The organism is Vibrio gallaecicus (genome assembly GCF_024347495.1).
Classification (GTDB): domain Bacteria; phylum Pseudomonadota; class Gammaproteobacteria; order Enterobacterales; family Vibrionaceae; genus Vibrio; species Vibrio gallaecicus.
Genome location: NZ_AP025490.1, coordinates 3,252,521 through 3,276,644, shown reverse-complemented (window position 1 = coordinate 3,276,644; position 24,124 = coordinate 3,252,521). Strand labels below are relative to the sequence as shown.

Here is a 24,124-nt window from a genome sequence, read left to right as displayed (position 1 = left end):
AGGGCCACCTCATACCATTAACGGAGAGTAACGATGGCCGGCGCAAAAGAGATACGTAATAAAATCGGTAGTGTTAAAAGCACACAGAAGATTACGAAAGCAATGGAAATGGTAGCAGCTTCAAAAATGCGTCGTTCTCAAGACGCAATGGAAGCTACTCGTCCATATGCAGAAACAATGCGTAAAGTGATCGGTCATTTGGCTAATGGTAGCCTCGAGTATAAGCATCCTTATCTTGAGGAACGTGAAGCCAAACGTGTTGGTTACATCATCGTTTCTACAGACCGTGGTCTTTGTGGTGGTTTGAACATTAACTTGTTCAAAAAAGCTATGAATGACATGAAAGATTGGTCTGAGAAAGGTGCTGATGTTGAGCTTGCAATTGTAGGCTCTAAAGCAACAGCATTTTTCAATAACAGCGGCGCGAAAGTAGCAGCTCAAGTTTCTGGTCTGGGCGATCGTCCAAGCCTTGAAGACTTGATTGGCTCTGTAAGCGTTATGCTGAAGAAATATGATGAAGGCGAATTAGATCGCCTGTTTGTAGTGTTCAACAAGTTTGAAAACACTATGGTTCAAGAACCAACGATCGATCAATTACTTCCTTTGCCTAAATCAGACAGCGAAGAAATGAAACGCAGTCATTCTTGGGACTACATTTATGAGCCCGAGCCAAAACCACTCCTAGATGCACTATTGGTTCGCTATGTCGAATCTCAAGTGTACCAAGGTGTGGTTGAGAACCTTGCTTGTGAGCAAGCGGCTCGAATGATTGCAATGAAATCAGCAACAGATAACGCTGGTGACATTATTGATGACTTAGAACTTGTGTACAACAAAGCCCGTCAATCGGCGATTACACAAGAACTTTCTGAGATCGTTTCAGGCGCAGCTGCGGTTTAAGCTTAGGTAAAACTAAATAGTTAGAGGATTAACGATGGCTACAGGTAAGATCGTACAGATCATCGGTGCGGTAGTCGACGTAGAGTTCCCACAGGGCGAAGTACCTCGTGTATACGATGCTCTGAATGTTAATGAAGTGAAAGAGCGTTTAGTTCTTGAAGTTCAGCAACAACTTGGCGGTGGCGTAGTTCGCGCAATCGTAATGGGTAGCTCTGATGGTTTACGTCGTGGTTTGACAGTTGAAAATACTGGCGCTCCAATTTCAGTACCAGTAGGTACTAAGACATTGGGTCGTATCATGAATGTCCTAGGTGACGCGATTGATGAGTGTGGCGAGATTGGTGCTGAAGAGCATTACGCCATTCACCGTGAAGCTCCAAGCTACGAAGAGCAGTCTAACGAGACAGCTCTTCTAGAAACTGGTGTTAAAGTAATCGACTTGATTTGTCCATTCGCTAAGGGTGGTAAAATCGGTCTATTCGGTGGTGCTGGTGTAGGTAAGACCGTTAACATGATGGAACTTATCAACAACATCGCACTTCAACACTCAGGTCTATCTGTATTTGCAGGTGTAGGTGAGCGTACTCGTGAAGGTAACGATTTCTACTTTGAGATGCAGGAAGCTGGCGTTGTAAACGTTGAAAACCCTGAAGAATCAAAAGTAGCGATGGTTTACGGTCAGATGAACGAGCCACCAGGTAACCGTCTACGTGTTGCACTGACTGGTCTAACAATGGCAGAGCGCTTCCGTGACGAAGGTCGTGACGTTCTACTATTTGTTGATAACATCTACCGTTACACACTAGCAGGTACTGAAGTCTCAGCACTTCTAGGTCGTATGCCTTCTGCGGTAGGTTACCAACCTACACTAGCTGAAGAAATGGGTGTTCTACAAGAGCGTATCACGTCAACTAAAGCTGGTTCTATCACGTCTGTACAGGCGGTATACGTACCTGCGGATGACTTGACTGACCCGTCTCCAGCAACAACGTTCGCTCACTTGGATGCAACGGTTGTACTTAACCGTAACATCGCATCTATGGGTCTATACCCAGCGATCGACCCGCTAGATTCTACTTCACGTCAACTGGATCCATTGGTAGTTGGACAAGAGCACTACGACATCGCTCGTGGCGTTCAGTCTACTCTTCAGCGCTATAAAGAGCTGAAAGATATCATTGCTATCCTAGGTATGGACGAGCTATCTGAAGAAGATAAGCAAGTTGTATCTCGTGCTCGTAAGATTGAGAAGTTCCTAACTCAGCCTTACCACGTAGCGGAAGTATTTACAGGTGACCCAGGCGTTTACGTACCTCTTAAAGAGACTCTACGTGGCTTCCAAGGTCTTCTATCTGGTGAATACGATGACATTCCAGAGCAAGCGTTCATGTACTGTGGTGCAATTGACGAAGCTATCGAGAATGCTAAGAAGCTATAAGGCTAACTAGGAGGCGATATGGCAGCAATAACCTTTCACCTAGACGTTGTAAGTGCCGAGAAACAACTTTTCTCTGGTCTTGTTGAAACGTTTCAGGTGACCGGTAGTGAGGGTGAGCTTGGTATTTTCCATGGTCACACTCCACTGCTGACCGCTATCAAGCCTGGTATGGTGCGTATTGTTAAGCAGCACGGCCACGAAGAAATCATTTATGTTTCTGGTGGTATGGTAGAAGTTCAACCTGGTACAGCGACTGTACTGGCTGATACAGCTATCCGTGGTGAAGAACTAGACGCAGCAAAGGCGGAAGAAGCTAAACGCAAGGCTGTGGAGAATATCCAAAATCAGCATGGCGACATAGACTTCGCACAAGCGGCCGGTGAACTGGCTAAAGCCATTGCTCAGTTACGAGTTATCGAACTGACAAAACAGCGTCGTTAATCTTTATAAGATTATAGACTCTGAGATAAAGGCGACCTAAGGGTCGCCTTTTTGCCTTTTTGGATTCTCAAAAGTGTTCCTTTTCCATATCAATATCGGTTAAATGGTTATTGCGATTTAATTTTTTTTCCAAAAACGGTTACAATATCGGCTTAATAAAAAATAATGTTGGATAGGTTTACAATGAAGTTTAGCGCGGTAATTCTCGCAGCGGGAAAAGGCACTCGCATGTATTCAAACACACCAAAGGTTCTGCATACGCTTGCAGGTAAGCCGATGGTGAAGCATGTTATCGATACTTGTAATGGTTTAGGTGCTCAAAATATTCATCTTGTTTACGGCCATGGTGGTGAACAAATGAAATCGACACTTGCACAAGAATCGGTTAATTGGGCTCTACAAGCTGAACAGCTAGGTACCGGCCACGCGGTCGACCAGGCATCTGCACATTTCGCTGATGATGAAAAAGTACTTGTGCTATACGGTGATGTTCCACTGATCTCGCCAGAAACCATTGAAAACCTATTAGACGCTCAACCAAACGGTGGTATCGCGCTACTTACTGTCGTTCTAGATAACCCTATGGGTTACGGTCGTATCATTCGTCGCAATGGCCCTGTTGTGGCAATCGTTGAGCAGAAAGATGCAACCGATGAGCAGAAGCTTATCAAAGAGATCAATACTGGCGTTATGGTCGCAACAGGTGGCGATCTTAAGCGTTGGTTATCAGGCCTAAGCAATGACAACGCACAAGGTGAATACTACCTGACTGACGTTATTGCAGCAGCTCACGATGAAGGTCGTGCTGTTGAAGCCGTTCACCCAGTAAGCCCTATTGAAGTTGAAGGCGTTAATGACCGTTCTCAACTGGCTCGCTTAGAGCGTGCTTATCAAGCTGAGCAAGCAGATAAATTATTGAAGCAAGGTGTCATGCTACGCGATCCAAGCCGTTTTGATTTACGTGGTGAATTACAATGTGGTATGGATGTCGAGATTGATACGAATGTTATTATTGAAGGTACTGTTAGCATTGGCGATAACGTAGTTATTGGTACTGGCTGCGTACTGAAAGACTGTGAAATTGATGACAACACAATCGTTCGCCCTTACAGCATCATTGATGGTGCGACAGTTGGTGAGGATTGTACTGTAGGTCCATTTACTCGCCTTCGTCCTGGTGCAGACATGCGTAATAACTCTCATGTGGGTAACTTTGTTGAAGTGAAGAATACTTGCTTAGGTGAAGGTTCTAAAGCTAACCACTTAACTTATCTTGGGGATGCTGAAATCGGTCAGCGTGTGAACGTTGGTGCAGGTGCTATTACTTGTAACTACGATGGTGCTAATAAGTTTAAGACTATCATTGGCGATGACGTATTCGTTGGTTCAGATAGCCAATTAATCGCGCCTGTAACGATAGGTAATGGTGCTACCGTTGGTGCTGGTTCGACAGTAACTCGTGATGTTTCTGAAAATGAACTTATTATTAGTCGTGCTAAAGAGCGCAAGATCGCAAATTGGGCACGTCCAACTAAAAAATAGATTAAACATAAATCTGGCTAGAGCTAAAACTTTAGTCATTGAGTGTATTAAGAGCCAGTAACTATGTTGCTGGCTTTTTTGTAGGCGATTTGTGATAGGAAAATAATCAACTTCGGAATTGTATTTTGTTGGTAGATTGATATTATTCAGATCGATGTTCTGTAAGTTAAAATGGTTACGTAGTGAGATTAGTCGACAAAAAATGGCAAACTTTGCCAATCGTTATTTTATCTTTTTCAATGCTGGTGGGCTTATATGGTTTTTACATCACATTAGAGAAGTTAGTTGTAGAGAACGAACGTAACCACCTTATTTCGTTGATGTCTGATGTGGTATATGAAATGCGTGAAGACAGTCATTCATTTACCACAGATCTCGATGTCGATGATTATATCGGTGATTTAACTCAGGCTAATACCAGCTTGAGAATTCAAGTTATTAATCCAGATGGTGTTGTTGTTGGTGATACCGATCTGTCTGATCACGCACTCGCCAGCGTAGAAAACCACAGCGACCGCCCTGAGTTCCAGCAAGCTTTAGAGCTCGGTATTGGTAGTGATGTTAGGTTTAGCACCGTGACATCTGTAGACCGAATTTATTACTCCCGCCAAGAATCGATCAATGGTCTGAATTTCGTTATCGTCATTTCTTCTCCTATGCATCAATTAAAGCAAATGAATTTCCAGTTGATGGGAATTTTGATTGGTATGGTGCTACTGAGTTTAAGCTTCTTGATCGGTACATCTTATGTGAGCAATCGCCAGATCACTCATAAGGTTGAAGAAGAACAGAAAAAACAAGACGAGCGTATTCGTCAACGAACCCATGAGATCGAGTTGATGCATCGCTTAGCGAATATGCTGGCGGCGTGTAATAACATGGTTGAAGCGCAGCAAATTGTCTCTGATATCCTGCCTCGAATCCTTGGTAACGTGAACGGCAGTGTTTCTCTGATGCGAGCATCGCGTAACCAACTAATAACACAATTGGACTGGGGAGAAACATGGCCGGGCAGCGCAAGCTTTGCACCAGAAGAATGTTGGTCATTGCGTAAGGGGCGAGCACATCAATCGAATGATGATTTCCATTCTTTAACTTGTGGTCACATGCATGAGATGGATAACAACCAAACCCTTTGTATTCCGCTGACTGCACATGGTAATACCATCGGTATCATGCACCTTTACTTCGGTGTCGGTGATATAAAAATTGACCCAATCATAGAGCAACTGGCTTTCAGTGTTTCAGAGCACCTAGGTTTAGCATTGGCTAACTTGAGTCTCCAAGAGAAGCTACGTTCACAAGCTCTAAGCGATCCATTAACGGGTTTGTTCAACCGTCGTTTCTTTGAGCAGAAACTAGAAGAGCATTCGATGAACTCTGCCACCAGCGAACAACCATTGTCGTTGTTGATGCTCGATTTGGATCACTTCAAACGTTTTAATGACAACTTTGGTCATGATGCTGGTGACTTCGTATTGAAAGAAATCAGTGCGTTGCTTAAGCAGAGCGTAAGTGAAGATGAGATTGCTTGTCGACTTGGAGGAGAAGAGCTAGCTGTGCTGCTTCCTCATTACACCATGCAAGAAGCGACAGAATTTGGTCAGACGCTGTGTGATGCGGTGCGTTCAATGCACTTAGAATACAAGGGATTATCATTAGGTCAGTTGGGTGTGTCGATTGGCGTGTCAACCTACCCGAAGCCAGCTTCTGATACTGAGTCTCTGGTTAAGATGGCCGATAATGCGCTTTATCTAGCTAAAGATATGGGGCGTAGTCGAGTGGTTAATTATAATGAATATAGCCGGAAAAAAGCTCCAACTTTAGAAGTCATTGAGTCGGACTCTAAGTAGAAATAAAAAGAGCGAGTAATACTCGCTCTTTTTATTTCCGATAGAGTTTATTTAAGCTCTAGTCTTGGTTTTCTTCAAGTACAACTCGAGAGTTATCTGGTGTTGTGAAGTGCTGTGATAATTCACGGTTTGCAACAATGTAGCCAATCCATAATCCCATTAAACAAATCACAATTGTCACACCAGTAACCTGTAATGCGCTGCTTGCCATTGCAGCAACTAAGCCACTTGCAAAGCTACTGATACAGATTTGTAAACTGTTCTGAAGACCTGCAGCCGTTGCTGGGCTTTGTTTTGCGCTAGATAGCGCTCGGTTTACAACGATTGGGTAAAGAGCACCATTCGCCACTGCGATTAAGCAGAAAGGAGCAAGCAAAGGCCAAATTGAAGTTAATTCCCATTGTGAAGCGACAAAAATAAGCAGTGTTGAAACGCTAAATAGCCCGACTAAGTGTTTAAGTACGCGAGAGTCACCAAACTTCTTAACGCCAACTTTACCTAAGTAGCCACCTACCATGAATGCAATCGTCTGTGGAATGAAGCTCAAACCAATATCTTTTGCTTCATACCCTAGCTTAGCCATAATTTCAGGCATTCCCGTTAGGTACGCAAAGAACGCAGCCGATGCAGAAGCAAACATTATTACATTGCCTAGGTAAGATTTAGACTTCAGAAGCGACTTAATGTCATTACCAACGGATGTTTCTCTTACTTCAGGTTTCTCTTGGGGCTGAGCCATTGTAGTGGCGATTAGAAGAGCACCCATTAGCGTCAATACAATGAAGATACTATGCCATCCGAAAGTATCGGCTAACACAACACCTAATTGAGGTGCTAAAGCTGGAGATAAAGCCACAAGGGGCATGATGGTTGCAAAAATTTGTTGGCTGCTAGACGCTGAATAGCGCTTGATCACCATCGCTTGCCAGATAACCGCTGGAGCACATACTCCAATAGCTTGTACAAAGCGTAATGCAAGGAGTTGCCAGACTTCAGTACTAAACGCTAATCCAAATGATGCCAGAGTGAATAGCGCTAAACCGGCTGCAAGTGTATTCCTGTGACCATATTTATCGCTAGCAAGTCCCCAAAGCAGTTGACCTAAAGCCATACCGACTAAAAAGACTGTTAAAGAAAGAGCAATTTGTTCTGGGCCTGTAGCAAAATCAATTTCCATGATTTTAAAAGCAGGAAGGTACATATCAGTGGCGATAAAACCGAGCATAGATAATGCAGCAAGATAAACGAGTTGAAACTTGGAGATATTCATAAGGTGCCATGAGCTTAGATAACTTAGCTTGTTATCAAATTTATTGTTTAAACAAAGTGGTATTAATCCCTTTGTATTCTGTGTTTCGTATTCTATTTTTAGCATTAAATAAAATAAAACGTTAAAATGTGTAGTTATCAATCAAAAAATTTGAAGGCTTATGTTTTCTAAATCCTCTCTAGAAATGCTCGATACTGTGGCTCGGCTGGGTAGCTTCACTGCGGCAGCTGAACAATTGCATAAAGTTCCCTCAGCGATCAGTTATGGTGTCAGGCAAGTTGAGCAAGAACTCGATGTGATTCTATTTCGACGCTTACCAAGGAAAGTGGAACTGACACCGGCCGGTGAATTGTTTATTGAAGAAGCTCGTTCTTTACTGAGGCAAATGGAAGAGGTGAGGGCGCAAACAAAGCGTGCTGCTAAAGGATGGAAAAAGACACTAAGGCTGACTCTAGATAATGTGGTTAAGCTCGATAAGATGAAACCACTGATAGAAGAGTTTTATCAGACATTTGATTTTGCTGAACTACAAATCAACATGGAAGTATTTAACGGGTCCTGGGAGGCTATAGCGCAAGGAAGGGCGGATATTGTTATTGGAGCGACATCTGCTGTACCTGTTGGTGGAGATTTTGAGGTCAAAGATATGGGGCGTTTAGATTGGGCATTTGTTATGTCACCAAGTCACCCTTGTGTACGAGAGCAGCAATTGACTGAGGAATTTGTGAGTCAATTTCCAGCTATTTGTTTAGATGACACCTCAAGCGTATTGCCTAAACGTCATGCTGGTCATTATGCTTCCCAAAGAAGGCTCCTATTGCCTAATTGGTATAGCGCGATTGAGTGCCTAAAGAATGGTGTCGGAGTGGGTTATATGCCAAGACATATTGCGGCACCTATCATTCAACAAGGTTTGCTGGTGGAGAAAATACTCCCAGAAGACAGCCCTCAAAGCCAATGTTGTTTAGTGTGGAAAAAAGATGATAATCATAAGCTTATTGAATGGATGGTTAATTATTTAGGGTCAAGTGAGCAACTTCATCAAGATTGGTTAGAGCACCGAAAGGTTGTTTGAAGTAAGAAGCGTTATCCATAAAAATCAGTTAAACGAAAGAGCACACAAAAAGAAAAAGAGCGACATAAATTCGCTCTTTTGGATGCTTATAAAGATTTTATTGACCAGTATTATGACAGGAAGAACTGATAAGAAGGGTTATCGGTTTCGTCTTTACATTGGTAGCCTAACTCACGTAAGTGGCTAGAAAAAGTGATCAAATCATCATCACTCAGCTCAAAACCACACAGCACTCGACCATAGTCAGCACCATGGTTACGGTAATTGAAAAGGCTAATATTCCAGTGCGTACCTAGAGTATCTAAGAATTTTAATAATGCTCCAGGGTATTCAGGAAATTCAAAACTGTATAATCGTTCTTTTATTGGTTTCGAGGGTTTGCCGCCAATCATGTAACGAACGTGCAGTTTTGCCATTTCATCATCAGACAAATCAACAACTGGGTATCCACCATCGCGAAGATCGGTAATGATACCATCTAGCTCTTCTTGCCCGCCTTGTAAGCGTACACCGACAAAAATATTCGCTAGGCTGTCATCGTTATAGCGATAGTTAAACTCAGTGACAGCTCGCCCACCAATGATATTGCAGAACTCTAAGAATGCCCCTTGGCGCTCTGGAATAGTCACTGCCAGTAAACCTTCACGTTTTTCACCAAGCTCACAACGTTCAGAAACATAACGCAACCCATGAAAGTTGGTATTTGCGCCTGACAATACAGTACTAAGCTGTTTGTCTTTTAGTTGATGTTGCTCTGCAAATTTTTTCAAACCAGCTAAAGCAAGTGCACCAGAAGGTTCTGCGATGGCACGAGTGTCTTCGAAGATATCTTTTACGGCAGCACAAATTTCATCGCTGGATACCGCAATGTGTCCATCTAAGTATTTCTGACAAAGGCGGAATGTCTCTTCACCAATACGCTTAACCGCTACACCGTCAGCAAACATACTGACTTGGTCTAAAACGACAGGTTCACCAGCATCTAATGCTGCTTTTAGGCATGAAGAGTCTTCAGGTTCAACCGCAATGACTTTAATTTCTGGCATTAATTGCTTAATAAGAACAGCAACCCCAGCCGCCAAACCGCCACCGCCAACGGGCACAAAAATGTAATCCAGGTGCCCATTTTGTTGAAGCATCTCCATACCGATTGTACCTTGCCCTGCGATCACTAGAGGGTGATCGAAAGGAGGAACAAACGTGTAGCCATGCAATTCAGATAAACGTTCAGCTTCGGCTTTTGCTTCATCAAAGTTATTGCCGTGTAAAACGACATTACCACCAAAGCTGCGAACCGCATCCACTTTGATATCTGGCGTCGTTTTCGGCATTACAATCGTGGTTTGAATCCCCAGTTTTGTGCCGGATAACGCCATACCTTGAGCATGATTGCCTGCTGATGCTGCAATCACGCCAGCCGATTTTTGCTCATCAGATAAGCTCGAAACCATGTTGTAAGCGCCACGTAATTTAAACGAGTGCACAGGCTGGCGATCTTCACGCTTTATCTGGACTTGGTTACCTATACGAGCCGCTAAACGTGGCATCTCTTGAAGAGGTGTCACGATAGCTGCTTCATAGACAGGAGCGCGTAAGATCTGGCGCAGATAATCTGCACCAGTTTGTTTGAGCTCCTTTTTAGGGAAAGCGTCGGTCATTGGCTAGCCCTCTAATTTGGACTTATCACGTACCGCGCCTTTATCTGCACTGGTTGCCATGCTTGCATAAGCTTTTAGTGCAAATGACACTTCACGTTGACGGTTAACTGGCTTCCAACCTAGTTCATCTTGTTTTGCACGACGTGCTGCTAGCTCATCGTCAGAAATATCTAGGGTGATTGAACGGTTTGGGATATCGATAGTGATGATGTCGCCAGTGTTAACTAGACCAATCACACCGCCACTTGCCGCTTCAGGAGAGGCGTGACCAATCGATAGACCAGATGTACCACCAGAGAAACGACCGTCTGTTAGAAGCGCACAAGATTTACCAAGTCCCATCGATTTCAGGTAAGTCGTAGGGTAAAGCATCTCTTGCATGCCCGGACCACCCTTAGGACCTTCATAACGAATGACAACGACTTCGCCGGCTTTCACTTTGCCAGCTAAGATCCCATCTACAGCGGTATCTTGGCTTTCAAAAACAACCGCAGGACCTTGGAACTTAAGGTTTTCTTCATCAACACCAGCAGTCTTTACGATACATCCATCAACAGCGATGTTGCCCGAAAGAACAGCTAGACCACCTTCTTGGCTGAATGCGTTTTCTTTAGTACGGATACAACCTTCTTTACGGTCGTCATCAAGACGATCCCAGCGGCAATCCTGTGAGAATGCTTTGGTTGTACGAATACCAGCAGGACCTGCACGGAAGAACTTAAGCACAGCTTCATCTTCTGTTTGCATGATGTCATATTGAGCCAACTGTTCTTGCATGCTTAAGCCAAGTACAGTACGAGTTTGGTTATTAAGAAGACCTGCACGGTCAAGCTCACCAAGGATCGCCATTACACCACCAGCACGGTGAACATCTTCCATGTGGTATTTAGGTGTTGAAGGAGCAACTTTACACAGGTGTGGAACACGGCGTGACATCTCATCGATATCGCTCATGTCAAAGTCAATCTCACCTTCTTGAGCAGCCGCTAATAGGTGAAGTACGGTGTTACTTGAACCACCCATTGCAATATCAAGCGCCATTGCATTATCAAATGCCGCGCGATTAGCGATGTTACGTGGAAGTGCTGATTCGTCATCTTGCTCGTAGTAACGTTTCGTTAGATCAACAATGCGTTTACCCGCATTGATAAACAACTCTTCGCGGTCTGCGTGCGTTGCTAACATAGAACCATTACCTGGTTGAGATAGACCAAGAGCTTCAGTTAAGCAGTTCATTGAGTTCGCAGTAAACATGCCAGAACATGAACCACAAGTTGGACATGCAGAACGCTCAACTTGCTCACTTTGCTCATCTGAAATTGTAGGATCGGCACCTTGGATCATTGCATCAACAAGATCGAGTTTAATTATTTGATCAGAAAGCTTAGTTTTACCCGCTTCCATTGGACCACCTGAAACAAAGATCACTGGGATATTAAGGCGCATTGCAGCCATCATCATTCCCGGAGTGATTTTGTCACAGTTTGAAATACAAACCATGGCATCCGCACAGTGCGCATTAACCATGTATTCAACTGAGTCTGCGATAAGTTCGCGTGACGGCAGTGAGTACAGCATGCCGCCGTGACCCATTGCGATACCATCATCCACTGCGATGGTATTGAATTCTTTGGCGATACCGCCTGCTTTTTCGATTTCACCCGCAACCAGTTGACCCATATCTTTAAGGTGAACGTGACCAGGTACAAACTGTGTGAACGAGTTTACAACGGCAATGATTGGCTTACCGAAATCATCATCTTTTACGCCAGTTGCACGCCATAAAGCGCGCGCACCAGCCATGTTGCGTCCGTGAGTAGTTGTTGCTGAACGATAGATAGGCATTGCATTAAATCCTTATAAATTACTTGGCTGCTGGCTGTTGAGTGTCTTTAGCTTGGTTTTCTGGATAAACATAATCTAACCAGCCCCATTTATCTTCCGTTGTACCATTAAACAAACCAAAGTAAGCCGCTTGAACTTTAGTTGTAATAGGACCTCGTTTTCCTTCGCCTACCGTAATTTTATCTACGCTGCGTACTGGTACAATTTCAGCCGCTGTGCCAGTCATAAATACTTCGTCTGCAAGGTATAATGCTTCTCGAGCAATGTTTTCTTCACGAACCTCATAACCCATGTCTTTTGCAAGCGTCATGATGGTATCGCGAGTGATACCAGGAAGAATGGCACTGGTTGCTGGTGGCGTTGAAAGTACGCCGTTACGAATCACAAAGATGTTTTCGCCAGCACCTTCAGAAAGGTAGCCATCAACGCTTAGCGCAATACCTTCATCGTAACCATGACGACGAGCTTCACCACCAACTAGCAATGAAGAAAGGTAGTTACCACCAGCTTTAGCCGCTGTAGGGATAGTATTTGGAGCGGCGCGATTCCAACTTGAAATCATGGCATCAACACCGTTCTCTAAAGCTTCTTCACCAAGGTAAGAACCCCAAGGGAAAGCGGCGATGATTAGATCCATTTCAGTGTTTTCAGGAGGGCAAACACCCAACCCAACATTACCAACAAAGCCTAGAGGGCGGATATACGCAGACTTAAGTTTGTTCTGGCGTAATGTTTCACGCGTTGCTTCCATGATTTCTTCTTCCGTGTATGGAATAGGGAAGCGATAAATTTTTGCTGAATCTTTTAGGCGGCGTGCGTGTTCAGGGTGACGGAAAATAACCGGACCTTTTGGTGTGTTGTAACAACGAACACCTTCAAATACTGACGTACCGTAGTGCATAGCGTGAGTCAAAACGTGAACGTTCGCTTCAGCCCATGGAACCAATTCACCATTAAACCAAATAAAATCTGCTGTTTTAGCTGTCATGCTTGCTTTCCTTATGCACTAATTTTTTGTTGGAGGTTGTTGTTTGGTAGCTCATTACGGCTAATGGTAATGACATCAACGGTACGCACGTCCCATAGCTTTTCAATTTGATTAACTAAGAAAGAAATCGGGCGGTCACTGTCGACAATAATTTCAACGCTCGCGACTTTGCTTTCATGGTTTTGTGTTCCTGCTACTTGCTTAACAATAAAGCCACGGTGACGAATAACTCGAAGAACACGTTCCAACAGTACTGGCTTATCATCAGCCTTAATATCTAATAAATATCTTTCCATGTTATGTGTTCTCCAACATATCACTGTTCGATGCACCTGGCGGTACAAGAGGCCATACGTTTTCTTCTTCATCGATCAATACATGAAGTAAGTAGGCAGTTTTACTTTCCAACATTTCTTTCAATGCTGGCTCAACTTCTTCTTTACGTGTGATGGTTTTCCCAGGGATATCAAATGCTTTCGCAAGCATGACGAAGTCAGGGTTATCATCCAAAATTGTCTCACTGTGGCGGCCATCAAAAAACAGTGATTGCCATTGGCGAACCATGCCTAAACGTGAGTTATTCAGTAGTACCATTTTTACAGGAATTTGGCGGCGTTTCAGCGTGCCAAGTTCTTGTACGTTCATCATGAACGAACCATCACCTGAGATTAGGATTGATTGGTCATCTGGACGACCAACGGATGCGCCCATCGCAGCTGGTAAACCAAAGCCCATCGTGCCTAAACCTGCAGAGGTGATAAAGTTTTGAGGATCGCGAGGCTGAATATGTTGAGCTGCCCACATTTGGTGTTGACCAACATCCGTCGAAACTATTGAGCTTTCTGGCATCATGTCAGACAGCTGCTTTAGTAACTTAGGAGCAAAGATTAAGTCGCCAGGGTGATCGTAGCGCCATTTGAACGAGCTACGTAAGCCTTCAGAGTGATGCACCCAAGACGAAATATCTTGTGCCAGCTCTAGCTGAGGTAGCACTTTATTGATGTCGCCTCGAACAGGGGCATTAGCATGACGAAGCTTACCTAATTCAGCTGCATCAATATCGATATGGATAACTTTTGCGAGGGGAGCAAAAGTATCAAGCTTGCCGGTTACTCGGTCATCAAAGCGAGCGCCAACTACAATCAAAAGGTCACTTTCTTGAACAACAAGGTTTGCGGCTTTCGTGCCGTGCATGCCTAGCATTCCGAGGTAATGAGGGTCATCACGTTCAATCGTGCCTAAGCCTTTCAAGGTGCTGACTGCTGGCATAGGGTTTAAACGTAAAAATTCACGAACAGATTCAGTGGCTTTCGCTAATTGAACGCCACCGCCGACATAGAGTACAGGGCGAGTGGCTTGAGAAAGAAGGTGTTGAGCGGCATCAATCGCTTCTTGTGGGGCAACTGGAAGCGCTGGTGGTGTAAATTCAGGAAGAACTTCTACAGGAGTTTGAGCAAGCTGAACATCTTTTGCTATATCAACAATGACCGGACCAGGACGACCCGCTTTGGCTACTTCAAAAGCCTCTGCCAGTGTTGGTGCTAAATCTTCAATGTCAGTGACTAGGTAGCTATGCTTGGTACAAGACAAAGACATACCAATCACATCCATTTCTTGGAATGCATCAGTACCAATGTGAGTACTTGCGACTTGACCTGTGATAGCAACAAGAGGGATTGAGTCCATGAAAGCATCAGCCAAACCTGTTACTAGGTTGGTTGCACCAGGTCCAGAGGTTGCCATGCATACTGCTACATCTTGTGTTGCCCGAGCCATGCCGATGGCAGCCATAGCGGCACCTTGTTCATGGCGGCAAAGAATATGCTCAACTCCACCGTCGTATAGAGCATCATAGATAGGCATAATTGCGCCACCTGGATAGCCAAAAACGGTTTTAATTCCTTGTTGTTTTAATGCGGATACGACCAGTTCTGCGCCTTTCATCGTAAATCCTCCGAATTACCTGTGCTTTGGTAACTTTTTGCTTTTTCATTGCACATCTTGTGCTCCCATTCTTCCTGTCTAACGGCATAGCCGAAAATGCTTCAAAATAAAAAATCAAATATATAAATTACAAAAAACCCCCGGACTTTTCAGTGCGGGGGTTTTTAAAATTTGTGGTTACCTTCTAGCCACTCGCCCCCGCGTAGTCTTAATAATGACTACGATGACCAGGTTAATCAGTGCGTAAATGCGAGCGTTAAATGTCATAAATTGTTTGTTCTATCTTTTATTGTCTTATGTGAAGGTCTACATCTCTAGTGTTATCACACAAATCTGCTGTATGACAAGCAAAATGTCATTCTTTTTTCACATGAACACAGCATTCCACCACGCTATATAACATCTCTATAGCTTTGATCATCAATGAATATCAGAGTGAATACTTTTAAATCAATAACAAAGGAATTGTATGGGTCTCGCGATAATTCATAGTCGAGCAAGTGTTGGGGTGGAAGCACCAGAAGTGACGGTTGAGGTGCATATTAGCAATGGTATGCCAGGTTTTACTTTGGTCGGTCTGCCTGAAACTACCGTTCGAGAGGCTAAAGACAGAGTAAGAAGTGCAATCATAAACTCGCGCTTTGAGTTTCCGGCTAAGCGGATCACTGTTAACCTCGCTCCTGCCGATTTACCGAAAGAAGGCGGACGGTTTGATTTACCTATCGCATTAGGGATTTTGGTTGCTTCTGATCAGCTGCCCCATTCGACTTTAGCAGATTCAGAGTTTATTGGAGAACTTGCGTTATCAGGGGAATTAAGACCCGTTAAAGGCGTCCTTCCTGCTACTTTGGCGGCGGATAAAGTTCAACGTGTCTTAGTCGTTCCTCATGCCAATGGCGATCAAGCCGCCTTAGTTGGTAAAGGGCAGCACAAGTCTGCACAAAGTTTATTGGAAGTTTGTGCTGATATATGTGGTCAACAAGCTTTAGGTTTGCATCAAACCGCTCAAATGATGTTAGATGATATATCTTCACGAGACTTGCAAGATATTATCGGTCAGCAGCAAGGAAAGCGCGCCTTAGAAATTGCGGCAGCAGGTAATCATAATTTACTTTTTCTTGGTCCTCCCGGTACAGGCAAAACCATGCTTGCTTCCCGGCTATGTGACTTATTACCTCAAATGAATGATCAAGAAGCGCTAGAAACTGCTTCTGTTGCTTCATTAACTCAGCAAGAAATTAATCAGCATAATTGGAAAAAACGACCATTTCGATCTCCGCACCACTCTAGTTCTATGGCTGCCTTGGTAGGAGGCGGTTCTATCCCAAGACCTGGTGAAATATCTTTGGCTCATAATGGGTTGTTATTTTTAGATGAGATGCCTGAATTTGACAGGAAAGTTCTCGACTCTTTAAGAGAGCCATTAGAGTCTGGTGAAATTATTATTTCGAGAGCGGCAGGTAAGACTCGATTCCCTGCTCGGTTTCAATTGGTAGGCGCATTAAACCCCAGCCCTACTGGATACTATGAGGGGAATCAAACCAGAGCAAATCCGCAGATCATTTTACGCTATTTGAATAAACTGTCAGGACCATTGTTGGATCGTTTTGATATGTCATTAGAAATTCCATTGCTGCCTAAAGGAATGCTCGCGGAAGGTGGAGATAGAGGTGAAACCACAGAGGTTGTGAGAAAAAGAGTGGCGTTAGCAAGAGAATTAATGATGAAGCGCAGTAATAAGTCTAATGCATTACTGGGTAGCCGTGAAATTGATAAATATTGTCCCTTACAGCTCTGTGATGCTGAGTTTCTAGAAAGTGCTTTGCATCGTTTAGGTTTATCTATTCGGGCATATCATCGAATCATCAAAGTGGCGAGAACCATTGCTGATTTGGAAGGGTGTATTGATATTGAAAAGAAACATTTAGCTGAAGCGTTGGGATACCGCGCTATGGATAGATTATTGAAACAGTTAACGGCGCAGTCTGTTTGATAAAGAGCGATTAAAGCCTGGTAGAGCTAGGCTTTAATCGCAATGATTTATATCAAGACTGAACTACCTTAATTAGGGCTTAGAACTTGTAGTTGATACCAACAGAGACTAGGTATTCCGATTCATCATAGAAGGTAATGTTTGATTGGCTTGTGCCATAACCTGCTAATGAAATGAAAGCCCAATTTTCCCAATCCATAAAGTTATCGTACTCATAAGCCGCAAATAAATTGTATTTATTATCACTGCGTGTCTTGTCGTAAATAGGATTCGTAGCATCATAGCTTCTACGGCTATAGCCCGCAGTTAATGCTAATTTATGGCGGTTAATCGCTTTAAATAAGCTGACTTCAGCGCCTATTTCTTCAAACGAGCTTGCCTTACCATCCGCAGATGTGGATTGGTAAGTGATAGAAGGAAGCAAAAGGGTCGTTCTATTTAAAGGTTGTCGATATTGCCCTTTGAGGTAAACAGTATCGGCATCGCGCTTTAATTCATCAAAAGTAATAGCGTCATTTTCTACATCTTTGGTTGCATAAGCCATATCAAGGCTGAAATTGGAACCAGCGATACTCTCTAGTTTTAATCGGAATGCATTACCAGTTTCATCTGTTTCTGTTCTTGGGCCGGTTGTTAAATAAGGGTCAGCCCAAGTTTCTCCAGACATGATGGTTGGCAAGAAAGACGCATCGATCACCATACCTGACTCTAATTGATACTTATAACCAACTTCGAGCACAACAGTACCTGTAGCAACATCATCACGGGTGGTACCGGTATAAACTTGCTGATTGAGTTGCTCACCGAAGGTATAAGCGATATTACCGAGAGGAGCGACAAGAAAAGTGCTTTCTTCAGAGGCACTTTGATTGACTGATGTTAAGTTTTTATCGCCATCAGTGTTGAAGTTTGATGTTGAGGAAGCCATGCCGGCGTTGAGAGAAATTTCTCCGCTGAATCCTGCTTCATCAGAAAGCTGAGCAAGTGCTGGCATTGCCATTATACTCGTCGCTAGGATTGTGTATTTTAGTTTCACTCGTGATTCTCCTTGACCGAATGATTAGTGATAACACGTAGTGTTTATAGAGGTCACAGTAACAAAATGGTTCACTGTTTTTTACATTTAGAATACCTTTGAGACTCTATAATGAGACATTGGCGGTGACCAGCATTAAATGGCTCAATATGGCCCTGACTCAGTTTTAGGATAAGGATCTAAAAAGGGAGCAGTTTGGTGGCTCCCTTTTCTTTTTAAGCGGTGTACTTACATTATCGCGAGGTTTATTTCTTTAGTAAGAAGTTAACCAACTCAATGTATTCGCCCGTTGTTTTGATACCTTGAGCTTGAACTAGGTAGCGATTATTTACGAGGATAGCTGGAACGCCTGAAAGACCACTGTCTTTAAAGCCTTTGTCGAATCGACGAACCATAGAGTCGATGGCAAAACCGTTGAAAGCCGCATCGTATTTCTTTGCATCTACCCCTTCATCTAGGAAGATTTGGCGCAGTTCTGCATCGTCTTTTGGTGCTTTACGCATATTGTGGATGCGATTAAATAGCACAGGTGTCATTTTGTCTTCGACTTTAAGTGCGATAGAAGTTGCGTAAGCTTTACTCATCGACTTACCCATTTTACCGCCCATGAAAGATACATGGTTTTTTTGCAGTTTTACGCCTTCAGGCAGCTGTTGCTTTAGCTGCTGAATAATAGGTTCAAAGCTATGACAGTGTGGGCAATAGAAAGAGAAAAACTCGGTCACTACTGGCTTTTTTGAAGGCTCTAGATCTAACGTTTTGTAATGTTCGCCTTCATTAAACTTAGCCGCGTGTGCAGAAAGGCTAAGTAATACAAGTGAGAAAAATGCGAGCAGCTTTTTCATTATTCAATCTCCATTATTATTTGAATTTTGGTTGTTTTTTGAGTCTTGGTAACTGTAAGCAATGCTCAATTACCACTGTGGCATTAATGATAACGGTGGTTCTTGTAATGTTGCTAACTGTTCCTTACAAGCAAGAACTTGGCTCTCCCAGTATTTTGGATCATTAAACCAAGGAAAAGCGAGCGGGAAAGCAGGATCGTGCCATCGTTTTGCTAACCATGCCATGTAATGCACCATTCGTAGACCGCGTAGTGGCTCAATTAGTTTCAACTCAGCAGTATTAAAATCGCAAAACTCTTGGTAGTTTTCCAAAATAATATCGAGTTGCATGAGTTTATCTTGGCGCTCACCATTTAGCAGCATCCATAAATCTTGTACAGCAGGTCCATTTCTCGCATCATCGAGATCCACAAACATAGGCCCATCACGCCATAGTATATTCCCTGGGTGGCAATCTCCATGGAGGCGAATATTTTTATAATTATTATCCCATTGAGATTCTAGTGCTTTGATAAGTAAATCAAGATCGTTGAAGAATACGTTTTCTAGATGCGTTGGAATGAAATTAGAATTTTCTAGAATTTTACGCGGTTGATAAAGGTATTCATCTAAGCTGAGAGTCGGACGATGTTGAAAAGTTTTACCTGCGCTGGCTTTATGAATGCGCCCAAGGAAACGTCCAACGCCTTCCAATTGGTCTAGGTTATCCACTTCATATTGACGGCCACCCACACTGGTAAACAAAGCAAACATGTAGCCTTGGTATTCATGTAATGTTGCGCCATTAATTATCATTGGTGGTGCAACTGGTAACTCCTGCTCGATCAGCTCAAGAGCGAAGTCATGTTCTTCTTGAATTTGCTCTTTGCTCCAACGTTGAGGTCGGTAGAATTTTACTACATAGCGTTTTTTGTCTTCATCTGAGAATTGATAAACACGGTTCTCATAGCTATTAAGGGCCAGAAGACCAGACTCAGCGCGGACACCAATGCTTTCAAGGGCGTACCACATGAAGTCGGGCGTTAAGTTATCAAAGTTAAAGGCTTGCATAGTCATAAAATAAAAAAGGCTCATTACTGAGCCTTTTTCCGTTAATTGTGCAGTTACAGCTTCTTAATAAAGCGGCTTTCTACTTCAATGGTAAATTCTTCACTATCAGAGAGTATAAACTGAATTGTAGAAACCGGTGAGCTGAGTTTTTCAGGATCAGCCCCTAAGCTTATAGGTAAATTCAATACTTCACCTGGCTGCACTTCTACCGATTGTTTTCCGTACCAAGTAACATTAGGTATGCCTTCAACATTGAACGTGTATTCCTGAAGTTGCTGGGTTTTATTAATGATTTTAAGTGTGTAAGTGTTTTCAATAAAACCTTCATTGTTAACTCTAAACAATTGGTTACGGTCTCTTAATACACTCAAACCTGCAGGGTCGACACTGGCTATCTGAACGAAGAACAGACCAATCATAATTAATAATATAGCACCATACCCTAGCAGTTTAGGACGCATGACTTTTGTATCGTGGCCATCGAGTCGATGCTCAGTTGTGTAATTGATTAGACCTTTCTCGTAGCCCATGCGATCCATTGTTTTATCACAAGCATCAATACATGCGCCGCAGTTAATGCACTCATATTGCAAACCATCACGGATATCTATCCCTGTTGGGCACACCTGAACACATAAATTACAGTCAATACAGTCACCAAGACCAAGTGCTTTTGGATCAGCTTTACGAGAACGAGGTCCTCGGCTTTCACCGCGTTTAGGATCATAACCAACAATGAAAGTATCTTTATCAAACATTGCAGATTGGAATCGAGCGTATGGACACATGTGTAAGCATACTATCGAACGCATCCAGCCGGCATTTGCATAAGTACAGCCCGCAAAGAATAGAATCCAAAAGGCTGGCCAAAATGATGCATTAAAGGTAAAGAAATCGACGACCAGTTCTTTTACAGGGATAAAGTAACCAACAAATGTGAAGCCGGTGGCAAGGGCTATGGCTATCCAGGCTATGTGTTTAAGCGTTTTACGCATTAACAAGTTAGGGGTGAGCTTCCCTGAATCTTGTTTTCTTCGTTTGTTAGCTGCGCCTTCTAGTTTCTCTTCGAACCAAATATACATAAAGGTCCAAACGGTTTGTGGGCAAAGATAACCACACCAAACCCGACCTAAGAAGGTGGTTATAAAAAAGAGAGCAAAAGCCGCGATAACAAATAATATGGCGAGTAAAGTCAGATCTTGAGGGTATAAAGTAGTGCCAAAGAAGTTAAATTGTTGGCTACCGATATCCAATAAGATCGCTTGTCGTTCACCAAATGGTATCCACGGAATAAGGGCAAAAAGTAGCAGTAAGAACCAACCGCCATAACGACGTAATTGCTGGAATTTACCTTTACTTTCACGTACGTAAATACGGTTACTTGGGTTAAATCGATCTCCGTTACCTTTATGTGTCTTTGGGTTAAAGGTTTTAGGAGTCACATCTTTGATATCGATTTTATCCTGACTCATGGGATATCCTTTTTGTGGCATTTGGTGCCATTTCTTATTGATAGCACTCTACGACATTGCTTTGAAATAATGATTTTTAAGTGAATCGGGTAATAAAAACCTACAGTAAACATCGAAGGGTCGAAACTTAGTGCAGTTCATTATTACTATTTTAGAAGATTCTTATGGATGGCGATTATAACGGCAATATTGTTCTAATTTCTTTAACGCTATCAACCTTTAACAACAAAACTCATAACAGTTGTGATGAAAAAGTAGCGAACAGAAACAAAAAAGCGACCACTAAGGCCGCTTTTGAGTTTGATATCGTTTTAGATGATGAGCTTCGAAGGACTAAATAATGCCTCGAGCTTTTAAAATTGCAGTTTTAAAATCATCTTCTTGATCCTTTTTAAGACCAGGAATCATGTCGTCTTTTTGGCTGTTACGCATTTTTAGGTGGTAGATCAGCACGTCGTCGGTGAGATCTTCAAGTTTACCTTCGTAACCGGCCTCTTGTGATAGCTTGATGATAAATTCGAGCAAGTTCAGTTCTTGGTCTTTTTGCCATTCAGGCTCCATCAGTTCCAATAACTCTTCAATTCGATGGCACTTCATGCAGCTTTCTCCACAATATTTATAATGATTTTTGCTAAAGGTATCAAATCAGGTCGGGAATACCAACGTGGAAGAGTGAATAAAAGCAGAGTGGGAAAGTGAAGAAAAGAAAAAAGCGCAGTAAATACTGCGCTTTTTGTTAAGCGGCTTGAGTAACTTTTACTGAAGCAGGTGCTAATAAAGCAGCCTTTTCCACTAAAGTCATTGCAGGAGCCATTTTCTTTGCCGTTGGTGCAGTGACAAAGCCACTACGACGACGCATCGCACTACGGTTGGTGTGCGAAGACCTGACAGCTGTTGGGCGCATTTTTTACCTAACGGTCAGGCATATCCATTGCCAATCTAATGGCCTGACTAATCATGAGTTGAGCTTCAATTACTTGAAGTTTGGCTCTTCTGGCTTTCGCCAATCCAAACGATTAGTCAGGATAATGATATGCATGCATATCAAGAATAGATTATCACTATCTTACCCTTCGATCGACCGTTGGATAAGAAACGTTCACAAATCGAGCTAAAATAGTAAGAGAAATAGATTTGAGTTTGATCCTATTTAAGGCTTAAGATGATGTTTTAAAGGAGGTGCATATGTCGTTCTTCAAGAAAACGTTAGCCAGCTTTGGCATTGGATCTGCAAAAGTGGATTCAGTTTTGCAACAGGAAGTGCTTTATCCAGGCGAAAAAGCCAACATAACTGTACATGTTTATGGTGGTTCCCAAGCGCAAGAGATCGATAATATTGATTTGAACCTGTGCTGTCGCTACATAAAAGAAGTGCCGGTTGATTCAAATGGGCGCGAAAGTTCACAAACTCGCCGTATGCACCAAACTTACTCTTTGGTGAAGTGGAGCCTACCTTATGCGTTTACCATTCAGCCCGGCGAAACTCGTGATTTTGAGTGCGAGTTGGATGTCCCACTCAATACTCCTGTCACTATTGGTGATGCGAAAGTTTGGTTGGAAACGGGGTTAGATATCGCGATGGCGGTTGATCCATCAGATAAAGATATCTTAACGGTTCGACCTGATAAATTGCTCGACAGCATTCTCAGTGAGTTAGAAGAACAAGGTCTTCGTATTCGCCAGGTGGAATGTGAAGCGGTAGATGGTTTTGAGCTTCCTTTTGTCCAAGAGTTTGAGTTTGTTCCAACGACAGGTCCTTACCATGGGCGCTGGAGAGAACTTGAAGTTGTGGCTCATCGAAGCGAAACTGAGCTGCAATTATGGTTTGAGATTGACCGAAATCGTCACGGCGCCAAAGGTATGCTAGCCAGCTTACTTGGTATTGGTCAGTTAAAACGACAGTTAAGTTTGCCGCTTGATACTCCTCCTGAAGAAGCCGGTAAGCGAGTGATTGAATATCTAGAGTCGGTTTCTTAATTGGTTTCTAGTTTTTGGCTTAGTATTATTTGAAAGCATATCGTTAACTTTGAGCCTGTTATTTATTTAAGCTTACACGTGTAAGCTTAATGTGTAATACTAGATTAAATATTCTATTAATCTAGTTGGTTTTTATGTCCGCCTCATCTGCGAGTGAGTACTGTGAAAAAGAAGAACGCGCGAATGCTATTACTCATGGTTTAGGAGTAATACTGGGCGTTGTTGGCTTAGTTCTTCTACTGGTTAGGGCTTATACCTTCGAAGCTGATGCATTAACCATGATCAGCATGGCGGTGTATGGCAGTAGCATTATTTTATTATTCCTCGCTTCAACGCTTTACCATTCCATCACTACAGAAAAAACTAAGCGCTTACTCAAAACACTGGATCACTGTGCTATCTACTTGTTAATTGCAGGCAGCTACACCCCTTTCTTATTAGTTGGATTACGTACCCCTTTAGCTATAGGGCTAATGGCAGTCATCTGGTGTATTGCACTTTTTGGTATCATTATGAAAATTGCATTCGTTTATCGCTTCGAACGCTTATCTTTAGTGACTTACTTAACGATGGGTTGGTTATCTGTGATTGTGATTTACCAACTAGTGAAAAGTATTGATATTGGTGGGGTGATATTACTGGCAGTTGGGGGCGTTATTTATTCGTTAGGCGTTATTTTTTACGTTAAAGATCGTATCCCTTACAACCATGCTATCTGGCATTTGTTTGTTTTGGCTGGATGTTTCTGCCATTTCCTAGCGATCTATTTATACGTTGAACCTGTTTAAGTAGGGGTT

At 42.9% G+C, this 24,124-nt stretch carries 21 protein-coding genes; 9 read left to right on the top strand and 12 right to left on the bottom strand.

What is annotated here, in order from left to right; all coding sequences use genetic code 11:
• The first annotated feature begins 33 nt into the window (after positions 1-33).
• The 5 genes from atpG (at position 34) to OCU78_RS14435 (ending at position 6,174) form a co-directional block, all read left to right on the top strand.
• Positions 34-900 (top strand): F0F1 ATP synthase subunit gamma, encoded by an 867-nt coding sequence (gene atpG / locus OCU78_RS14455; RefSeq protein ID WP_009848120.1) that lies wholly within the window; start codon positions 34-36, stop codon positions 898-900.
• Positions 901-934: 34 nt separating this feature from the next.
• Complete coding sequence (atpD, locus tag OCU78_RS14450; RefSeq protein WP_137375416.1) at positions 935-2,338, top strand: F0F1 ATP synthase subunit beta; 1,404 nt, start codon at positions 935-937, stop codon at positions 2,336-2,338.
• Between the two features lie 18 nt (positions 2,339-2,356).
• Positions 2,357-2,779 (top strand): F0F1 ATP synthase subunit epsilon, encoded by a 423-nt coding sequence (locus OCU78_RS14445; protein WP_017107532.1) that lies wholly within the window; start codon positions 2,357-2,359, stop codon positions 2,777-2,779.
• A 183-nt stretch (positions 2,780-2,962) separates the two neighbouring features.
• Positions 2,963-4,321 (top strand): bifunctional UDP-N-acetylglucosamine diphosphorylase/glucosamine-1-phosphate N-acetyltransferase GlmU, encoded by a 1,359-nt coding sequence (glmU, locus tag OCU78_RS14440; protein WP_137375415.1) that lies wholly within the window; start codon positions 2,963-2,965, stop codon positions 4,319-4,321.
• A gap of 239 nt (positions 4,322-4,560) precedes the next feature.
• Positions 4,561-6,174 (top strand): diguanylate cyclase, encoded by a 1,614-nt coding sequence (locus OCU78_RS14435; protein WP_137375457.1) that lies wholly within the window; start codon positions 4,561-4,563, stop codon positions 6,172-6,174.
• Positions 6,175-6,232: 58 nt separating this feature from the next.
• On the opposite strand, the gene punC is transcribed toward OCU78_RS14435, so the two are convergent.
• On the bottom strand, positions 6,233-7,444 hold the full coding sequence (punC, locus tag OCU78_RS14430; RefSeq protein ID WP_137375414.1) for a purine nucleoside transporter PunC: 1,212 nt from the start codon (positions 7,442-7,444) through the stop codon (positions 6,233-6,235).
• A gap of 160 nt (positions 7,445-7,604) precedes the next feature.
• Between punC and punR the strand changes: the two genes are divergently transcribed.
• Entirely contained in the window at positions 7,605-8,519 is a 915-nt protein-coding gene (gene punR / locus OCU78_RS14425) for a DNA-binding transcriptional activator PunR (protein ID WP_137375413.1), read from the top strand.
• 110 nt (positions 8,520-8,629) lie between these two features.
• Here punR and ilvA read toward each other — a convergent pair whose 3' ends face one another.
• Genes ilvA through ilvG form a run of 5 tightly spaced genes read right to left on the bottom strand, consistent with a single transcriptional unit; the run spans position 8,630 to position 14,954 of the window.
• Positions 8,630-10,177: a threonine ammonia-lyase, biosynthetic gene (ilvA, locus tag OCU78_RS14420; protein WP_137375412.1), complete on the bottom strand. Its 1,548-nt coding sequence runs from the start codon at positions 10,175-10,177 to the stop codon at positions 8,630-8,632.
• 3 nt (positions 10,178-10,180) lie between these two features.
• The gene (gene ilvD / locus OCU78_RS14415; protein ID WP_137375411.1) at positions 10,181-12,022 is read right to left on the bottom strand and encodes a dihydroxy-acid dehydratase; all 1,842 of its coding nucleotides are present in this window, start codon (positions 12,020-12,022) and stop codon (positions 10,181-10,183) included.
• Between the two features lie 19 nt (positions 12,023-12,041).
• Positions 12,042-13,010 carry a branched-chain amino acid transaminase gene (locus OCU78_RS14410; protein ID WP_137375410.1) on the bottom strand — a complete coding sequence of 323 codons (969 nt, stop codon included), beginning with the start codon at positions 13,008-13,010 and terminating at the stop codon, positions 12,042-12,044.
• An 11-nt stretch (positions 13,011-13,021) separates the two neighbouring features.
• A complete protein-coding gene (gene ilvM, locus OCU78_RS14405) occupies positions 13,022-13,306 on the bottom strand; it encodes an acetolactate synthase 2 small subunit (protein ID WP_137375409.1) in 285 nt (94 codons plus the stop codon).
• A gap of 1 nt (position 13,307) precedes the next feature.
• A complete protein-coding gene (ilvG, locus tag OCU78_RS14400; protein ID WP_137375408.1) occupies positions 13,308-14,954 on the bottom strand; it encodes an acetolactate synthase 2 catalytic subunit in 1,647 nt (548 codons plus the stop codon).
• Positions 14,955-15,423: 469 nt separating this feature from the next.
• Between ilvG and OCU78_RS14395 the strand changes: the two genes are divergently transcribed.
• Positions 15,424-16,947, top strand: a complete 1,524-nt coding sequence (locus OCU78_RS14395; RefSeq protein WP_137375407.1) for a YifB family Mg chelatase-like AAA ATPase — start codon at positions 15,424-15,426, stop codon at positions 16,945-16,947.
• A gap of 79 nt (positions 16,948-17,026) precedes the next feature.
• Here the strand turns inward: OCU78_RS14395 and OCU78_RS14390 are convergent, their stop codons facing one another.
• The 6 genes from OCU78_RS14390 to OCU78_RS14365 all read right to left on the bottom strand — a co-directional run bounded on the left by OCU78_RS14390 (position 17,027) and on the right by OCU78_RS14365 (position 22,254).
• Entirely contained in the window at positions 17,027-17,983 is a 957-nt protein-coding gene (locus tag OCU78_RS14390) for a DUF2860 domain-containing protein (protein ID WP_137375406.1), read from the bottom strand.
• Between the two features lie 245 nt (positions 17,984-18,228).
• Positions 18,229-18,828 (bottom strand): thiol:disulfide interchange protein DsbA/DsbL, encoded by a 600-nt coding sequence (locus OCU78_RS14385; RefSeq protein ID WP_137375405.1) that lies wholly within the window; start codon positions 18,826-18,828, stop codon positions 18,229-18,231.
• Positions 18,829-18,897: 69 nt separating this feature from the next.
• Entirely contained in the window at positions 18,898-19,884 is a 987-nt protein-coding gene (locus OCU78_RS14380) for a serine/threonine protein kinase (protein ID WP_137375456.1), read from the bottom strand.
• A gap of 47 nt (positions 19,885-19,931) precedes the next feature.
• Positions 19,932-21,350, bottom strand: coding sequence for a cytochrome c oxidase accessory protein CcoG (gene ccoG, locus OCU78_RS14375; RefSeq protein WP_137375404.1), 1,419 nt, complete (start codon positions 21,348-21,350; stop codon positions 19,932-19,934).
• A gap of 333 nt (positions 21,351-21,683) precedes the next feature.
• Positions 21,684-21,947: a YihD family protein gene (locus OCU78_RS14370; RefSeq protein WP_137375403.1), complete on the bottom strand. Its 264-nt coding sequence runs from the start codon at positions 21,945-21,947 to the stop codon at positions 21,684-21,686.
• Positions 21,948-22,086: 139 nt separating this feature from the next.
• Positions 22,087-22,254 carry a hypothetical protein gene (locus tag OCU78_RS14365; RefSeq protein WP_167494082.1) on the bottom strand — a complete coding sequence of 56 codons (168 nt, stop codon included), beginning with the start codon at positions 22,252-22,254 and terminating at the stop codon, positions 22,087-22,089.
• Positions 22,255-22,535: 281 nt separating this feature from the next.
• Between OCU78_RS14365 and OCU78_RS14360 the strand changes: the two genes are divergently transcribed.
• Complete coding sequence (locus tag OCU78_RS14360; RefSeq protein WP_137375402.1) at positions 22,536-23,327, top strand: sporulation protein; 792 nt, start codon at positions 22,536-22,538, stop codon at positions 23,325-23,327.
• Positions 23,328-23,461: 134 nt separating this feature from the next.
• Positions 23,462-24,115, top strand: a complete 654-nt coding sequence (trhA, locus tag OCU78_RS14355) for a PAQR family membrane homeostasis protein TrhA (protein WP_137375401.1) — start codon at positions 23,462-23,464, stop codon at positions 24,113-24,115.
• Positions 24,116-24,124 lie beyond the last annotated feature (9 nt).